Origin of the sequence: Pantoea sp., assembly GCF_028283705.1 — a bacterium.
Taxonomy (GTDB): Bacteria; Pseudomonadota; Gammaproteobacteria; order Enterobacterales; family Enterobacteriaceae; genus Pantoea.
This window is the reverse complement of sequence record NZ_JAPWKD010000011.1, coordinates 462,977-479,287: the sequence shown is the minus strand read 5'-3', so window position 1 is coordinate 479,287 and position 16,311 is coordinate 462,977. Positions and strand designations below refer to the sequence as shown.

Genomic DNA, 16,311 nt, shown 5'->3' with positions numbered 1-16,311 from the left:
GTTACCCCGAGTGCCAGCGCTCGACGCGCCGCGCACTTTCCTCCATCGCCTGTTTAATACTTTCCAGTAAAGGTTCCATATCGAGCGGTTTGATAAAAAAAGCAAAAGCATCCTGGCGATATTCTTCCGGTGTGCCCTGGTCGGCCATAATAATCACCGGCAACAATGGATGAAGTTGGTTATGTTCCGCCAGCCAGTTTTGTCCGTTGATATCCGGCAGCGGCACATCAAGTAGCAGACAACCCCGTAACGGCCTGGCTCCCGCTGTGGCGGCCTCAAAATCGGTAAGATCAATAAAGTCCACCACCTGATAATCCAGTGCTTTCAACAGGAACCCAAGGGATTCGCTCACGGATACGTCGTCTTCCACTAACCAGACCGTCGCAATCATCAATTTACCCCGCAGCTAAAACGTCATGCGAGCGCTGATAATAGTCTGCGTACGGCCACATCTCCACCGGCGAAAATCAGCCATAAAGCCGCATTCCGTCGGGGATTTGTGTGAATAGCACCAGGTTAAAAAACAGCAGATCCTGCGAACGCCAGGCACATCGGGAGGATAATTATCTGACTCCAGCACTGGCGTGGTCTTGCTTTTTGCACCACACCAGTGCGAAATCAGATATTTCTAAGGCATCGTGTAAAATCTACTTACACTCAAATGAGGCGGACTAGCTGTTGCGTTGCAAATGGCTGCTGACAAAGGCCTTACAGCGCGGCGAAATCGGGTCGCTGAACACTTGTTGCGGTGAGCCTGACTCTTCGATTTTACCCTGATGCAAAAACACCGCTTTATTGGAAACGTCGCGGGCAAAACCCATCTCGTGCGTCACGATAATCATGGTACGCCCCTCCTCCGCCAGCCCGCGGATCACGCGCAGCACTTCCCCCACCAGTTCCGGGTCCAGCGCCGAAGTCGGTTCATCGAACAGAATCGCCTTCGGCTGCTGCGCCAGCGCGCGGGCAATCGCCACACGTTGCTGTTGCCCACCCGAAAGCTGTGACGGCCAGGCGTTGCGTTTTTCATACAAACCCACTTTGTGCAACAGCGCTTCGGCCTCTTCCAGCGCCTCTTTATGGCTGCGCTTTTGTACATGCACCGGGGCTTCCATGATGTTCTGCAACACGGTTTTATGCGGCCACAGATTAAAGCTCTGGAACACAAAACCCAGCTGCATCCGCATCAGCTTGATGCGGTTACGCTGCTCGCGATTCAGTTTTTCATGCGGATTATCGATGGTGACCACTTCGTCACCTACCGCGATCTCGCCCCCCTGGGGAATTTCGAGGAACGGGATGCAGCGCAGCAGGGTACTTTTGCCCGAACCACTGGCACCGATCAGCGAAATCACATCGCCATCCTGTGCTGTCAGGCTGATGTCGTGCAGCACGTCATGGCCACCGTAACTTTTTCTGAGATGGCTCAGGGCGATAGTCGGTTTGCTCATTAACGTGCTCCAGCGTAATAAGGGGACAAACGGCGCTCCAGCAGCGCCACACCTTTGCTCACCAGCACGGTCAGCAGCAGGTAGATAATCGCCGCGCTGATAAATACCTCCAGCGCGCGGAAGGTCTCGGACACAATCGAATCGGCAATCCCGGTCATCTCCATCAGACTGATGGTGCTGACCAGCGACGTTGATTTAATCATCGAGATGATTTCATTGCTGTAAGCAGGCAATGCCTGACGCACGGCAATCGGCAGTGTGATGCGGCGCAGCATGGTAAAGCGCGACATGCCGCATACCTTCGCCGCTTCCAGCGATTGCACGCTCACCGCATTCAGGCCGCCGCGCAGAATTTCCGAGGTGTACGCTGCATCATTAAGAATCAGGGCGATCAGGCCACACCAGTAAGGATCACGCAGCAGCGGCCAGAAGAGGCTCTCGCGCACCGCCGGTAAGCTGCCGAGTCCGTAATAGATCATGAAAATCTGAATCAACAGCGGCGTACCGCGAAACAGCCAGACATAAAACCGCGCGACATAGCTGCCCACACAATTTTGTCGCAGCAAATTCAGCAATAACGCCAGCATCCCGCCACCGAGTAATGACAGGACGGCAAGATTCAGCGTGAGCGGTAATCCGCGCAGCAGCGCCACCAGCGTGTGCTGCAAAAAGGAAAAATCCATCGGGCCTCCTTACAACCGGGCGCGTTGTTGCCCGCGCATGGCCACTTTTTCCACATAACGGAAGACAAAATCGGAACAGGTGGTGATGATCAGGTAAATCACTGCACCCACGCTGTAGAAGAAGAACGGCATTTGCGTTGAATTGGAGGCGGTAGAAATCTGGTTCATGGTTTCTACCAAGCCGGTCACTGAAACCAGCGCCGACTCCTTAATCACTGATTGCCACTGGTTCCCCATACCGGGTAACGCGGTTTTCAGTGCCTGCGGCACAATCATGCGGCGAAACAGCATCAAACGCCCCATGCCAGTCACAGTAGCAGCTTCCAGCGTCCCTTTCGGGATAGCGTGATAAGCCCCACGAAACACGCCGCTTTGATACGCACCCGAGATCAACCCGATGGCGATAGCCCCGGCGACAAAGCCGTTCACATCGAACGGCCCTGGTAAATCGAGCAGTGCGCCAAAGAAGCCCACCACCTGGCGGCCACCAAAGTAAAACAGGTAGATCACCAACAGTTCCGGCACACCGCGAAACAAAGTGATGTAGCCACCCGCCAGCCGTTGTTGCCAGCGCGAGCCACCAATCTGCATCCAGCACAACAGGCTGCCAAGAATTGCGCCCAGCAGCCAGGCGCAGAGTGAAACGGTCACGGTGACGGTAGCGGCATTAAGCAGCACGCCGCCCCACCCTTCGTCACCGAATCCTAACAGTTGCCAGTCGATAGTCATAAGCGTCAGGCATTACTCCGCAGGTGCGACGTTCTCGCCGAACCACTTAATAGAAAGCTGTTTCAGCGTACCGTCTTTGATCATTGAGACCAGCGCAGCATCCAACGCGGCTTTCAGCTCCGGATTGTTTTTACGCAGCGCAATCGCTGAACCCTGGCCCAGCACACCACCAACAAAACCATAGCCGGTGCTGTTCACGGTATCCGCATGTTTTTTCACATAGGCATTGAGGTTAGTACGTGACGCCATCACCGCATCAACGCGGCCATTCAGCAGATCGGCGAAGGTTTCCGGGCCACCCTGATAGGTGCGGATGGTCGCCACATCAGACAGATATTTGTTAAGGAAGTCAGCCTGGATGGTGGCAACCTGCACCGCAATGGTTTTGCCTTTGAACTTCGCTTTCAGCGCGTCGATGGCTTTGGTCATACCTGCTTCATCACCGGCCTGCACCACTTCGTTGTTACCTGGCAGGGTATCCAGCGCACTGCCTTTCAGGGTGACAAAGCCCGACACGCTGACGGTGTATTGATGGGTGAAATCCACCACTTCTTCACGCTTCGGCGTGACAGTTACCGCATCCACCACCGCATCGTATTTGCCATCGACCAGGCCGGGGATCATGCCTGACCATTTCTGTGCCACCAGCTCGTATTTGAAGCCAACGCGTTTTGCCAGTTCTGCCACCATATCCGGCTCATAACCGACAATTTTACCGCTCGGCGTGGATTGGTTGAACGGAGGATAAGCCGCTTCGGTGGCAAATTTCAGGGTGCCAAAATCTTTCGCCTGGACCAGAGCAGAAGTGGCAAGCAGCAGCATGCCAACGGAAGCGGTGAAAAGCCCTTTACGCATCATCATAAAACCTCAGGATTTGTTATTGATTGCTGGAGAGTAAATCGATGGCTAAACGGGCTAACGCCTGAGTGCCTGCATGGATACTGCGCTCATCGGGCTGATAATCCGAGTTGTGCAGGTGATCGTCGCGTCCTGGCGCGCCGGAACCAATATGGATCTGGCATCCCGGTGCCCGTTCGGTAAACAGCGAGAAATCCTCAGCGCCAAAGCTGGCACTGGGTTTAGCGATAATCGCTTTACCAAACTGATGCGACAGGATGGTTTCCAGTTGGTCAATCAGCGCATCGTCATTCATCAGTGGTGGTACACCGCGCTGATAATTGACCTCGATACGCGTATTCAGCGCCAGCGCCACCCCCGCGCAAATACGTTTAAACGCCGTCTCGATATGTGCGCGTGCCGCCGGGGACTTCGCCCGCACCGTGCCCTGAATCAGGCAGCTATCAGAAATGATATTGTGCGTGGTGCCACCGTGGATATGGCCAACAGTTAGCACCGCCGAGTTAGCCGGATCGAGTTCACGGGAAACAATAGTTTGCAACTGGGTGATCAGATGCACCGCCGCAATGATCGGATCGGTACCCATATGCGGGCGCGCAGCATGGGTTGAGGTGCCGTGCACCACCAAATCAAACTCATCGCTGGAGGCAGTGCTGGCCCCGCGTGTCAGGCCGATTTCACCGGCCGCCAGTTCCGGCTTGTTATGCAGCGTAATCGCCAGATCGACGCCATCTGCCGCACCATCGGCGATCATCGCTTCCGCACCACTTTCCGGCGTTTCTTCCGCAGGCTGAAAAATCAGGCGTACCGTGCCGTGCAGCTGGTCACGATAATGCGGCAGGATGGATGCCACGCCCAGCAACGTCGCAGTATGAATATCATGGCCGCAGGCATGCATTTTGCCCGGATAATTGCTGCTGAACGGCAACCCGGTTTGCTCGTGAATCGGCAGCGCATCCATATCGGCACGCAATAATACGGTTTTACCGGGATGAGCACCGACGATGTCCAGCATCACACCGGTTTTCCCTACGCCGGTTTTCGGCGTCAGGCCGAGAGCTAACAACTCCTGCTCAACGATTTTCGCGGTACGGTGAGTATCGAAACCCAGTTCAGGATGGGCGTGAATATCACGACGGATATTGATGAGATGTGCTTCCAGGCTTTCGCTTCTGGCACTGATTTCCCGGGCCAAAGTGGCTTGATGGTCTTTCATGGTTGCGGTGATCTTTTTCAGGCTTGCGCCCGGCCTTTATGGCATTTTTATGAAGAAAGTCTCCGTATTTATTCACAGCCCCAGGCAGAATGCAACGCGCAATCTCGCGGGTTACTTGCTGAATTTTCGTGATATTTTGCTAATCCCCTGCGAAAGCAGGATAAAAATCCATGTGCGGGAAATGAAGCAGTCATAACATTCATAATCGACTGCGGATCATCAGTATTTCTGATTTTGTTACTGAACGAACGATTGCTGGATATTTAGGCAATCTGGCTGTTATACCAAAACCATAAGCGTATGTGGTAATTCATAAAAGCCATTCATCTGATTCAATAAACTGGGTTTATTTGATGCACGTTGTTAGTAAGACGGCTTCATAAATTTTGTTTTACTATCAGGAGATTAATGTGATTCGGGCTTCAATATCACATGCAGAACTTAGAACGTATGATTTGAACACAGAACAAATCCAGCCACGTCGGACCTCGCAGGATCCGCTGCCTTTTACCAGCGGTAATGCAGCAAACCCCTACCTTGCCACTCCAATCTGTCCAGGAGCGGGGGGTGATATTTCCCCGCCTGCCCGTTCGGTCAATGCGCTATTAGTTTTCCAGACTGATCAATTGAAAATTGCAGAATTTGTCATGGATAAATTGAAACTCAATAAAAGCACGTTGCAATTGATGCCAGGGCTTTTAAAAACGACAGACTCAGGCATTGATATAGCCAATAAAGAACAAATAAACGCCTCAAAAAAATTAAATAGCAAACTCATCGATAATATTTCAACTGCATTCAGTAATAAACATCGAGTGCCCCTGAAAGACGTTAAAAGCATCATAAAAAAAGAATTCAAAGCAGCGGCAATAAAAATACGTAACAGCAATAACTGGGACAAAATAAACACAAATATTGCACATGGCGGCCATAATTATACCAGTACCCTGACTCCCGCCGGGAAAATGAAGACTGGCAGCCATGATATCTTCCAACAATCCTATCTGGATAAAGGTGTTTGCAGCGCATCTACTACTGATACCCAACACGCCACCAATTTATGGATGTCGGAAATTACGGCTCCCGATAAGGATGGTCGCCCTGAGACGTTATTTAACGGCATCCGCCACGGTATTCTCTCACCCTACGGATTGAAAAAGAGCGATCCTGCTCGTCAGGCCGGTGCCATCACTCGGGCAAAGGAAGTGTTAACTGCAGCTTTATATGCAAAATCAGATTTGTTACAGCGCGCACTCTCCGGCCAGGTAGTTCCTTTTAACCTGGTTTCCACCTCACTCGCCACCGCAAGCAAGACAGGAAAAGAGGATGGTATGGTCGCTGACCAAATGCATGCCTGGCAAGCATTGACCCAACAAACGCCTCTGAGTCTTACCATCAGGGATAAACAGGGCGAATTAAAACAGATAAAGGTCAATCTGAAGGTTGTTGCATTCAGTCTGGGGGTTAACGAAATGGCACTGAAGTTCAAACTGGGCTGGACTGCCTCAGATAAATATAATGATCAGGCACTGAAGCAACTATTTGGCCCTGAGCTGAAATTCACTACGCAACCTCAAGGTATGGTCGGCGAATATCTGAAAACCAACCCTGAGAATGGAGAAAAAGTACGGGAACTTAGCCAGCAGCTCAGGGATATCTTTATTAAAAAATCCCACCATCATGATGGAGGTGAGCCCTACAAGGCAGCACAACGCATCGCCATGCTGGCATATGAAATTGGTGCTGTACCGTGCTGGAACTGTAAAAGTGGCAAGGACAGAACAGGCATGCTGGATGCAGAAATCAAAAGGGAAGTGATAAGCCAGCATCAGGGAAAACCATTAAGTCAACCGGGTCGCCTGCAAAATAAAGCAGATAAGGAATTATTTCAGAACGTCCTGGTTAATGGTGGTAATGCAGAGGTTCAGGTGTATAACACCAGTGTTGCAGGTAATAAAGTCATTAAGTCCTTACCTCTTCCCGGGATGAATCTGTCATTTAATGAGCGTATTGGAAACAACCAGGTATTGAAAGCAACACAAGGGTTATCAAAACTGGTTTATAGCTGAGGAATTATGTCGAATATTATTTATAGTCTTTATGACGCTCTCGGGTTGGAAATAGACGGTGATGACCCGGTTTTAATCGTTGATGAGGAACTGACCATTTACTTCAATGAGTCAGACCATACGCTGGAGATGTGTTGTCCTGTTGGGCCATTGCCGAACACAGTAGATGATTTGCAAAGAGTCCTGCAACTTAACTATTCCAGCCCGGTAGTGCTGGCAACGGATGCCGATAAGACTGCGCTGTTAGCCCTGTTACGCCTTCCGGCAACCAGTGCTGCCGCAGAAGTAGAATCGGGACTCCACCAACTCATCAGCGTGTCCCGCATGCTATGTAAAAATGGCTTTTCCAACGCAGTATAGTTTTGAACGGGCGTTGAGAAACAGGGAAGATCAACGGGCGAAATTAGCACGGATACCCTCGCCCGATGCCCCACTACAGGCGGGCATCGGTGATCATCAGGCTGGCGATTTCACCCTGAAATCCGCAAAAAACGCTGTGGCGTATCACCCAGCAAACGGCGGAACATGGAGATAAACGCGCTGGGACTTTGATAGCCGAGCTGGCTGGCAATGCGCAGTACCGGTTGTCCTTGTGCCAGTTGCACCAGCGCTTCTGATAATCGCAATTGCTGCCGCCATTGCGTAAAGGTAATACCGGTTTGATCGCGGAACAGACGCGCCAGGGTACGCGAGCTGGCCCCGACGCGATGGCCCCACTCTTCCAGCGTGTCACTACTGGCCGGAGTTTGCAGCAACTGCTGGCAAATGTTCATCAGACGACGATCAGCAGGTAACGGCAGCACACAGACCGGACCCTCAGGTGCGCGATGGATTTCATCCAGCAGCAACGGTGTAATCAGTTCCACCCGCAGCGGATCGGGGTTAGATTGTTGTTCCATCTCCACCAGCGTCTGCATTAACGCCTGGAGCAAGGGCGAAATCATCATGCTGCGAGCTTCCGGCCAGAAGGCGCGAGCCACCACCGGTTCCAGATACAGACTCAGGCTGCGAATATCGCTCAGTGCCGTTAACGCATGAGGTAAAGTCCCCGGCAGCCACAGCGCCCTGCCCGGTGTTAATGTCCATGATGCGCTGTGCGTCTGCACCCGCATCACCCCCTGCAAACAGAGCACCAGCTGCGCCACTTCATGGGCATGCCAGCGCTCCTCACGCCCCGCGTGATAATGCATTTCCCGCGTGGTTAATAAGGGTAAGGTCGGGCTGGCATCGGTTAGCCGTGGTTTGTTCAACACCATCACATCCAATCCTGTCAGATTGCCGATTGCTGTCCGCTTTGCGTTATTGAACCAATCAATCGCGCGAAGTCGCCAGCGCGGCGCTATCAAATAAAATAGTAATGATTATCATTTGTATCACTATTTATGGCCGTTGAACTATATCGGGGATAAAAATCTTGCGTCATCGCACTTTTCAACGCACACCACTGAACGCCTTACTGCTGGTGCTGTTCAGCAGCACACCAGCATTGGCGGCAGATAACAATAATAATTCGCATGACAATACGCTGACCGTCTCCGCCAATAACGTGGATACCGATGGCGGCGATGCCGACAGCTGGAACCAGGTGGCGAAAAAAGCGGATTCTGCCACCAAAAGCAGCCGTCCGTTAATCGAAACGCCACAAAGCATCTCGGTGATCACTCAGGCGCAGATGGCTTCCCAGGGTGCACTGAACGTGGCCCAGGCGTTGCGTTATAACAGCGGTATCGGCTCCGAAGGCGGTGGCGCAGATTACCGTTTCGATGATATCTACATTCGTGGTTTCGCGGCTGACGAGTTCCTGGATGGCCTGCGTCTGCCTACGGTGACTTACTGGTCGCGTCCGAATTTCGATACTTTCCTGCTGGATCGCGTCGAAGTGGTTAAAGGCCCGGACTCGGTGACCTTTGGTCAGGCTAGCCCGGGCGGTGTGGTTAATCTGGTGAGCAAACGCCCCACCGCCGAACCTATCCACCAGATTTTTGTCAGCACCGGTAGCCATAATCTGTTTGAAACCGGGCTGGATCTCTCCGGCGCGCTGGATAATGACGAACACTGGCTGGGCCGTATTACCGGCACCTGGTCTCGCAACGACACCCAGGTCGATTACACCAAATATAAACACTATGACATCGCCCCGGCGCTGACCTGGCAGCCCAATGACGACACGCGTCTGACGCTGCTCGGGCAGTTCCGCAAAGATCCCTACGCCGGGTTTTATAACCAGCTGCCGCTGGAAGGCAGCTTAATCCACCTCGCGCAGGGCAATTACTCCGACAGCTTCTACGGCGGCCAGCCGGGCTTTGATTACTATCGCCGCGAGCAGGCCAGCATCGGCTATGACTTTATGCATAAGTTCGATGACAGCTGGAGCCTGCACCAGAACCTGCGTTATCTGCACACCAGCAGCGATTACCAGATGGTCTACCCGACCAATACCGTGGTTGATGGCTCGGCGACGGTAAGCCGTGACAGCATGCGCGTGATCGAATCCTTCAATGCGTTTGATGTCGATACTAACCTGCAAGGCAATCTGTATACCGGCCCGGTTAACCATGCGGTGACGGTGGGCATGGATTATGTGCACGACGATTTACGTCAGAACAGCGGCTACGGCACCGCGTCTGATATCAGCTATCTCAACCCGGATTACAGTACGCCGGTTGCAAGCCCGTCGATTGATAACCACAGTCGCTCCTTTATGACCCAGCTGGGTTTTTACCTCCAGGACAGCATGAAGTGGAACCACTGGATCCTCAATCTCGGCGGACGTTATGACAAAGCGCAAAGCCGCGCACAGAACTGGGTCACCGATACCCGCACCGAGCTGAACGACTACGCCACTACCGGTCGCGCCGGTCTGATGTACCACTTTGACAATGGTATTGCGCCATATATCAGCTATGGCACCTCGTTCCAGCCGCAGTCCGGCACCTCCTGGGCGGGCGATCCCTTTAAGCCGACCAAAGGCAAACAGTCGGAGGTGGGAATCAAGTATCAGCCGAATGGCTTTAATGCGTTGTTCAGCGCTGCGCTCTACGACCTGCGTCAGACCAATGTTCTGACCGCCGACCCGGAGCATGCTAATTATTCGGTGCAAACCGGCGAGATCCGCTCTCAGGGATTCGAACTGGATGCGAAAGCGAACATCACGTCTCGCTGGTTGGTGAATGCCTCGTACGCGCTAACCAACCCGAAAGTGATCTCGGCTAACGATGATACCGAGGGTAAACAGCCGGTAGCGATCGCCCGGCAGACTGCCAGCCTGTGGACCGAATACGCCTTACCGGGGCTGCTTGATGGCGTCACTATCGGCGGTGGCGGACGCTACGTTGGTACCAACTACGCCACCACTGACAACAGCCTGAAAGTACCGGCGGTGATGATTTATGACGCGATGATGCGTTACCGTTGGCAGGACTGGCAGCTGGCGCTGAATCTGCAAAACCTGACCGATAAACAGTACATCAGCAACTGTAACGATCTCGGTTGCCACTTTGGCCTGCGGCGGCAATTGATCGCCACGGTGAGTTATCAGTGGTAATTAGCCGTCGGCAGGTAATCCAGGGCGCGCTGGCAGGCGCTGCCCTGTTTTCGTTTCCGTTGCTGGCCGCAACCCGGCCACGTTGGGTGATCCTCGACTGGGGATTAACCGAAATGGCGCTGCTGCTTGGTGTCACGCCGGTGGGTGTCGCCGCGCCAGACTGGTATCGCCGCTTGTTCAGCCAGCCGCCGTTGCCCTCCCAGGTGACCGATGTTGGCCTGTTGTTTCAACCCAACTATGAAACCCTGTTTGAACTGCATCCCAGCCAGTTGCTGGTCACCCCCGCACATCGTATGGCCGAAGCGCAGTTGTCACGCATCGCGCCGTTGCATTACTTCCCAATTTATAGCCCCCATCCCTGGCAGCAGGCGCAGCAGAATTTGCGTGCTATGGCACAGCTGGCGGGAGAGGGTCCCCGGGCGGATCAGGTGATGACACTCCTGCTGCAACGGCTCAACCAGGCCCGGCAACGAGCCGCACGATTTCAGCCACGGCCCATCTACCTGCTGCATCCACTGGATACGCTGCATGTGCAGGCGCTCGGCCCGGGGAGTTTGTTTAACGACATGCTGAGATTGCTGGGGCTGGATCATCGTCCCCCCTTCGCCGTCGGCCCACAGGGCATGGCAACGCTGGAGCTGGAACAACTGGCACAAATACCGTCCGGCTGGCTGGTACTGCTGCCTTCCTGGCCGGAGGTGGACCTGACACCGATCATTGACTCCCCGCTGTGGCAGACCCTGACGCGCGGTGGTCACCGGTTGCTGGTAATGCCCGATGGATTATCCACTGAGGGCGGAGTGCTGACGGCGGTACGTTTTGCCGAGAGCCTGGTCAGCGCGTTACAGGAGGCAAACGCATGATGACACGCCATCCTGCCCTGCTCTGCACCCTGCTGTTCGCCACAGCGATGCTCCTCAGCCTGCTACAGCTAAGCCAGCAGCTGGCATGGCCAGATATCTGGCAGGTGCTGCACGGCTCAGCCAATCCCAGCCTGGCGCAGCAGATTTTTAGCCAGATGTGGTTACCGCGCCAGGGGATGGCGTTGCTGTGCGGGCTGGCGCTGGGTTTTACCGGGGTGGTGATGCAGCAGGCGCTGCGCAATCCGCTGGCGGAGCCCTTGACACTGGGCATCGCTTCCGGTGCCACGCTGGCGCTGTCGCTCGCTTCCCTGGCTGGCCCGGCTTGGCTGCTGGCGGGACGTGAATGGATCGCGCTGAGCGGCGCATTGCTGGCCTTTGCCGTGGTGTTTCTGCTGAGTTTGCGTCAGGGTTTTACCCCGCTGGCACTGACGCTGGCGGGCATGCTGGTCAATCTGTACTGTGGCTCCGTCAATCTGCTGCTGACGATCATCTATGACCGTTCGCTGGCGGCGGTATTTATCTGGGGCGGTGGTGCCCTGACCCAGCAAAATGCCAACCCGTTTTGGTGGCTCTTGCCGCGAGTGCTACTGGCCGCCTTGCCGGTACTGCTGATCCTGCGGCCTCTGCGGCTGCTGGCGCTGGATGAGCGGGTAACCCATTCAATAGGCATGCCCGCCGGGCTGGTGCGGGGCATCGCACTGCTGTCAGCGCTGGTGATCAGCAGCCTGGTGATCAGCGTGGTCGGGGTGATTGGTTTTATTGGCCTCGCCGCCCCGCATCTTGCCATGCTGGCGGGCGCAAAACATCTGCGCCAGAAACTGATTTGGTCGCCGTTGCTGGCTGCCGGGTTGCTGTGGCTGACCGATCAGGGCGTAAGCCGTCTGAACGGCATCGGTGGTTTGCTGCTGCCAACCGGTATGATGACAGCGCTGGCGGGTGGACCGTTGCTGTTGTGGTTTTTACCCCGGCTGCGTCATATCTTTCAACCCGACGTCAGTGAACCTTCTCAGGCACCCTTTCCCACCCATCGCATGATCCTGCTGCCGGTGATCGCGCTGTTTTTTCTGCTGCTGGCGGTGTCGCTCGATTTTGCGCGTGGCATTCACGGCTGGCACTGGAACTCGCTGGCTGAACTCCATGCCCTGCTGCCGTTCCGTCTGCCACGTCTGCTGGCAGCACTGTCGGCAGGTGTGCTGCTGGCGGCGGCTGGCGTGATCATCCAGCGGGTCAGCCGTAACCCGATGGCCAGCCCGGAATTACTGGGCATTGGCGCTGGTGCCTCACTGGGTATCACCATACAACTGTTGCTCTGGCCGTTGGGTGGCATCATGCTGATGCTGGCCAGTAGCGCCATCGGCGCGTTGCTGACGCTGGCGCTCACGCTGTGGCAGGCGCGCCATTACGCTCTCAATCCGCAACGCATGTTATTAAGTGGCCTGGCTATCACCGCGCTGTTTCAGTCAGTCGCCGCTATCGTAATGAGTAACAACGGCATGGCGGCAGCGATGCTGCGTCAGCTGATGACCGGTTCGACCTACTACGTCAATGCCAGTACCGCGGCAATCGCGCTGATGCTGGCGCTGCTGTTGCTGGCGCTGACCCCGCTATTGCGCCGCGCATTGCTGCTGTTACCGCTGCATAAGGTATCGTCCTCACTGGGACTTAACGTCACACAGGCGCGCCTGCTGCTGATGATGCTGGCGGCGGCGATGACCGGCGTGGCGACGTTAATTGTCGGCCCTTTGTCCTTTATCGGCCTGCTTGGGCCACAGCTGGCACGGCAGCTGGGCGCACGCCGTCCGCTCGGGCAACTGATACTGGCGGTGCTGATTGCGGCAGTGCTAATGATGCTGGCTGACTGGGCAGGCAGCAATCTACTTTATCCACGACAAATTCCGGCCGGACTGATGGCAACGCTGATCGGCGGCCCATGGCTGGCGCTACTGCTGTGGCGTCCGTTGAATAGTACAAACTCATAGGAGATGAGGTGGCGATTTACCTGATGTTACTGCGCACCACCGGTGCGCTATTTTTTGTGGCGCTGGGCTGTAGCGTAGTGGGTGGTTTAAGTAACGCGGCGCTGCTGGCCTTAATCAACCAGGGGCTGAACGCCACGGACGCGCAGCGCCTGCAACTGGCGTGGCAATTTGGTCTGCTGGCGCTGCTGATGCTCGGCACGCGAACGCTCAGTCAGTCGCTGTTTATGGCGATGGGCCAGCGCAGCAAAGCCCAGCTGCGGCGCATGCTGGTGCAGCAGGTGGCGGATGCCCGCTACGCCGATCTGGAGCTGCACGGCATGCCGCGCGCACTCAGCATCCTGACCCAGGACCTGGATCAGGTAGTGATCTTTTTCGTTTCGCTCCCGGCTTTTGTCATGTCGCTGGCGGTAATCATAGGCTGCATGGCTTATCTGGGTTATCTGTCTGTCACCGTGATGGGGATTGCGATTGTTACCGTGCTGATTGGCTCCCTCGGCTACAGCTGGGTGCATCGCCGCGCGTTGCAACTGATGCGCCAGTCGCGCCAGCGGGAAGAAACCCTGACCGGCGATGTCAACGCGCTTTTCAGCGGGGCCAAGGAGTTACGACTGCACGCCGCGCGCAAGCAGGCGTTTCTGCACAATCGATTGTTCACCACTATTGAGAAAGTACGCGTCGAGCGTACACGCGGTTATGTGTTGTATTCCCTGGCGAATATCTGGGCCAGCGTTTTTTTCTTCGCGTTTATCGGTGTGGTGATGTTTCTGCTGACCCGCGTGCTGGACTTGCACGGTGCGGTGTTGTCGGGTTTCGCCATGGTGTTTCTTTATATGATTGTGCCGATTGAAAGCGCGCTATCCACCTTGCCCTCGCTGACTATGACCCAGGTTGCCCTGAAGCGCATCAATGCGATGCAACTGCAATTGCCGCCCGAGCAAACCCACATCGACGCCACCCCGCAGGAATTTCAGCGACTGGAGCTGCGCGATCTGACCTACCATCATGGCGCAGCGCAGGGTTTTCAGGTCGGACCGATTTCGTTGCAGTTTACCGCTGGTGAACTGGTGTATCTCACCGGCGGTAATGGCAGCGGCAAAACCACACTGGCCCGGCTGATTACCGGCTTATATCAACCTGATGGTGGCGAGTTGCTGCTGGATGGTGTTGCCATCACCGATGCCAGCCGCGCACGCTATCGGCAGTTGTTCTCGGCGGTATTCAACGATTTCCACCTGTTCGACGATCTGCAGGGGATTGATGCCGCACGCTGGAATGATGAAGCACAACAGCTACTGGAAGCATTGCAGCTTAAGCACAAAGTCACGCTACAGGATGGGGTGTTCTCCACGCTGGCGCTTTCTACCGGACAGCGCAAACGGCTGGCGTTGCTGGTAGCGTGGCTGGAAGATCGGCCATTTTATCTGTTTGACGAATGGGCAGCCGATCAGGACCCGGCGTTTCGCGAGGTGTTTTATCACCAGCTGCTGCCCGCGCTGAAAGCGCGTGGCAAAACTGTGCTGGTGATAACCCATGACGATCGCTATTTTCACCTCGCCGATCGCTGCCTGAAGCTGGAGCTGGGCCAGCTACTTAACGCTTAAGCCGCCCGGCCGCTTTCTCGCTCGCCACCCGACGGCGGGCGATAAATTCTGCGATTTGCTGCTGCGCTTCAGTGAGTCTCTCTGCTGAAGCGCTGCGCGGTGAACCGCTGTGGAACGGCGGGGCCGGGTCGTACTCCATCTGCAACTGAATATTTTCCGCCACTGCCCGGCCCAGCAATTCTTCCGCCACCGTCAGCGCAAAATCGATGCCGGAAGTCACCCCGGCACCGGTGATGCGGTTACGGTCGCGCACCACCCGCTCCTGCACCGGCGTTGCCCCAAACAAGCTCAATTGATCGAGCGATCCCCAATGGGAAGTGGCGCGATAGCCCTGCAACAATCCCGCCGCACCCAGCACCAGCGAACCGGTACAGACCGAGGTCACCCACTGCGCCTGTTCCGCCATGCGCCGCACAAAATCCAGCGTTTCGTCATCTTCCATCAGCGCAATTTGGCCCGGACCACCGGGGATACAGATCAGATCCAGCGGTGGGCAATCCGCAAACGTCGCCGTCGGCATGATGGCTAAACCCCGGTCGGACATCACCGGCTGGTGATCTTTCCACACCAGGTAGTTATTAACGCCAGGCATCCGCACGAAGACTTCCCACGGACCGGTAAGGTCGAGTTGCGTCAGAGAGGGGAAAAGCAGCAGACCAATATTGAAAGGGGTGGACATCGCCATTATCAGCTCCTGTTGGGAATCATCGACTTATCATGGACTTATTTGGGGGAAGATGCATCTGGTCCAGGTTCACTAAATTTAAATTCATTTCATATAACTATAATACTTAGTATCATAGTTCTTATAAGCAAAAGAAGTGAAGAGAGTTTAAGGCCACTCTGTAAAGCACATTCTGTAGCGGCGCGATTTATCGCGCATCGCGAATCAGTTAAAGAGCGCGATAAATCGCGCCGCTACGATTCAGTGCGAGTACGTAAACGTATAGGGAAAATGAGAGAGGTTAAGTGTGATGGTGAATCATCTTAAAGACTTGCAGGAAATTGCTCACGATTTCAACGAAATCGGCGTGGTTTCTGATGACCAGGTAAAACATATCGATGCCCGCGTCCAACTGCGAGAACTTCGTGCCAGTCTGCCAGTTGTTCAGGATATGAATGGCGAAGAAATACGCTCCTTACGTGACCGTTTCCACTTAAGCCAGGCGATGCTGGCGTTGTACGTGAATATGTCAGTTGTGACCATTTCAAAATGGGAACGAGGTGAGAAAAAACCCAATGGTGCAGCGCTTCGCGTACTCAATACCATTGCAATAAAGGGGCCGGATGTCTTCGCTATCTGATTAAAAGCCCCAATAAA

General features: G+C 54.8%; 15 protein-coding genes. 7 read left to right on the top strand and 8 right to left on the bottom strand.

From position 1 onward, the window contains the following. Position 1 precedes the first annotated feature (1 nt). The 6 genes from PW844_RS09150 to PW844_RS09125 all read right to left on the bottom strand — a co-directional run bounded on the left by PW844_RS09150 (position 2) and on the right by PW844_RS09125 (position 4,934). Positions 2-391, bottom strand: coding sequence for a response regulator (locus tag PW844_RS09150; protein ID WP_299450560.1), 390 nt, complete (start codon positions 389-391; stop codon positions 2-4). 280 nt (positions 392-671) lie between these two features. Further along, positions 672-1,448 (bottom strand): ATP-binding cassette domain-containing protein, encoded by a 777-nt coding sequence (locus PW844_RS09145; protein WP_299450559.1) that lies wholly within the window; start codon positions 1,446-1,448, stop codon positions 672-674. Then, positions 1,448-2,131 carry an ABC transporter permease subunit gene (locus PW844_RS09140; RefSeq protein ID WP_299450557.1) on the bottom strand — a complete coding sequence of 228 codons (684 nt, stop codon included), beginning with the start codon at positions 2,129-2,131 and terminating at the stop codon, positions 1,448-1,450. The genes PW844_RS09145 and PW844_RS09140 overlap by 1 nt, the downstream gene beginning before the upstream one ends. 9 nt (positions 2,132-2,140) lie before the next feature. Beyond that, on the bottom strand, positions 2,141-2,860 hold the full coding sequence (locus PW844_RS09135) for an ABC transporter permease subunit (protein WP_084880409.1): 720 nt from the start codon (positions 2,858-2,860) through the stop codon (positions 2,141-2,143). Positions 2,861-2,872: 12 nt separating this feature from the next. Further along, the gene (locus PW844_RS09130; RefSeq protein WP_299450553.1) at positions 2,873-3,721 is read right to left on the bottom strand and encodes a transporter substrate-binding domain-containing protein; all 849 of its coding nucleotides are present in this window, start codon (positions 3,719-3,721) and stop codon (positions 2,873-2,875) included. Positions 3,722-3,737: 16 nt separating this feature from the next. Further along, positions 3,738-4,934: a M20 family metallopeptidase gene (locus PW844_RS09125; RefSeq protein WP_299450550.1), complete on the bottom strand. Its 1,197-nt coding sequence runs from the start codon at positions 4,932-4,934 to the stop codon at positions 3,738-3,740. A 410-nt stretch (positions 4,935-5,344) separates the two neighbouring features. Between PW844_RS09125 and PW844_RS09120 the strand changes: the two genes are divergently transcribed. Both PW844_RS09120 and PW844_RS09115 read left to right on the top strand, forming a co-directional pair. Beyond that, positions 5,345-7,003, top strand: coding sequence for an inositol phosphate phosphatase SopB (locus PW844_RS09120; RefSeq protein WP_299450549.1), 1,659 nt, complete (start codon positions 5,345-5,347; stop codon positions 7,001-7,003). A 6-nt stretch (positions 7,004-7,009) separates the two neighbouring features. Beyond that, positions 7,010-7,363, top strand: a complete 354-nt coding sequence (locus PW844_RS09115) for a hypothetical protein (protein ID WP_299450547.1) — start codon at positions 7,010-7,012, stop codon at positions 7,361-7,363. A 110-nt stretch (positions 7,364-7,473) separates the two neighbouring features. Here the strand turns inward: PW844_RS09115 and PW844_RS09110 are convergent, their stop codons facing one another. Then, the gene (locus PW844_RS09110; protein WP_299451120.1) at positions 7,474-8,259 is read right to left on the bottom strand and encodes a helix-turn-helix transcriptional regulator; all 786 of its coding nucleotides are present in this window, start codon (positions 8,257-8,259) and stop codon (positions 7,474-7,476) included. 158 nt (positions 8,260-8,417) lie between these two features. Here PW844_RS09110 and PW844_RS09105 point away from each other — a divergent pair, with 158 nt between their 5' ends. From PW844_RS09105 to PW844_RS09090, 4 genes are read left to right on the top strand one after another with little or no spacing between them, the layout of a single operon-like run. Next, positions 8,418-10,547, top strand: coding sequence for a TonB-dependent siderophore receptor (locus PW844_RS09105; protein WP_299450545.1), 2,130 nt, complete (start codon positions 8,418-8,420; stop codon positions 10,545-10,547). After that, entirely contained in the window at positions 10,541-11,410 is an 870-nt protein-coding gene (locus PW844_RS09100; protein WP_299450543.1) for an ABC transporter substrate-binding protein, read from the top strand. The genes PW844_RS09105 and PW844_RS09100 overlap by 7 nt, the downstream gene beginning before the upstream one ends. After that, positions 11,407-13,389: a Fe(3+)-hydroxamate ABC transporter permease FhuB gene (gene fhuB, locus PW844_RS09095; protein ID WP_299450541.1), complete on the top strand. Its 1,983-nt coding sequence runs from the start codon at positions 11,407-11,409 to the stop codon at positions 13,387-13,389. Before PW844_RS09100 ends, fhuB begins: the two co-directional genes overlap by 4 nt. Positions 13,390-13,397: 8 nt before the next feature. Beyond that, entirely contained in the window at positions 13,398-14,990 is a 1,593-nt protein-coding gene (locus PW844_RS09090) for a cyclic peptide export ABC transporter (protein ID WP_299450539.1), read from the top strand. Here the strand turns inward: PW844_RS09090 and PW844_RS09085 are convergent. Continuing rightward, positions 14,980-15,669: a DJ-1/PfpI family protein gene (locus tag PW844_RS09085; protein ID WP_299451118.1), complete on the bottom strand. Its 690-nt coding sequence runs from the start codon at positions 15,667-15,669 to the stop codon at positions 14,980-14,982. The two genes, PW844_RS09090 and PW844_RS09085, sit on opposite strands and share 11 nt — an antisense overlap. A 295-nt stretch (positions 15,670-15,964) precedes the next feature. On the opposite strand from PW844_RS09085, the gene PW844_RS09080 reads away from it, so the two are divergent. Continuing rightward, the gene (locus PW844_RS09080) at positions 15,965-16,294 is read left to right on the top strand and encodes a helix-turn-helix domain-containing protein (RefSeq protein ID WP_299450538.1); all 330 of its coding nucleotides are present in this window, start codon (positions 15,965-15,967) and stop codon (positions 16,292-16,294) included. Positions 16,295-16,311 lie beyond the last annotated feature (17 nt).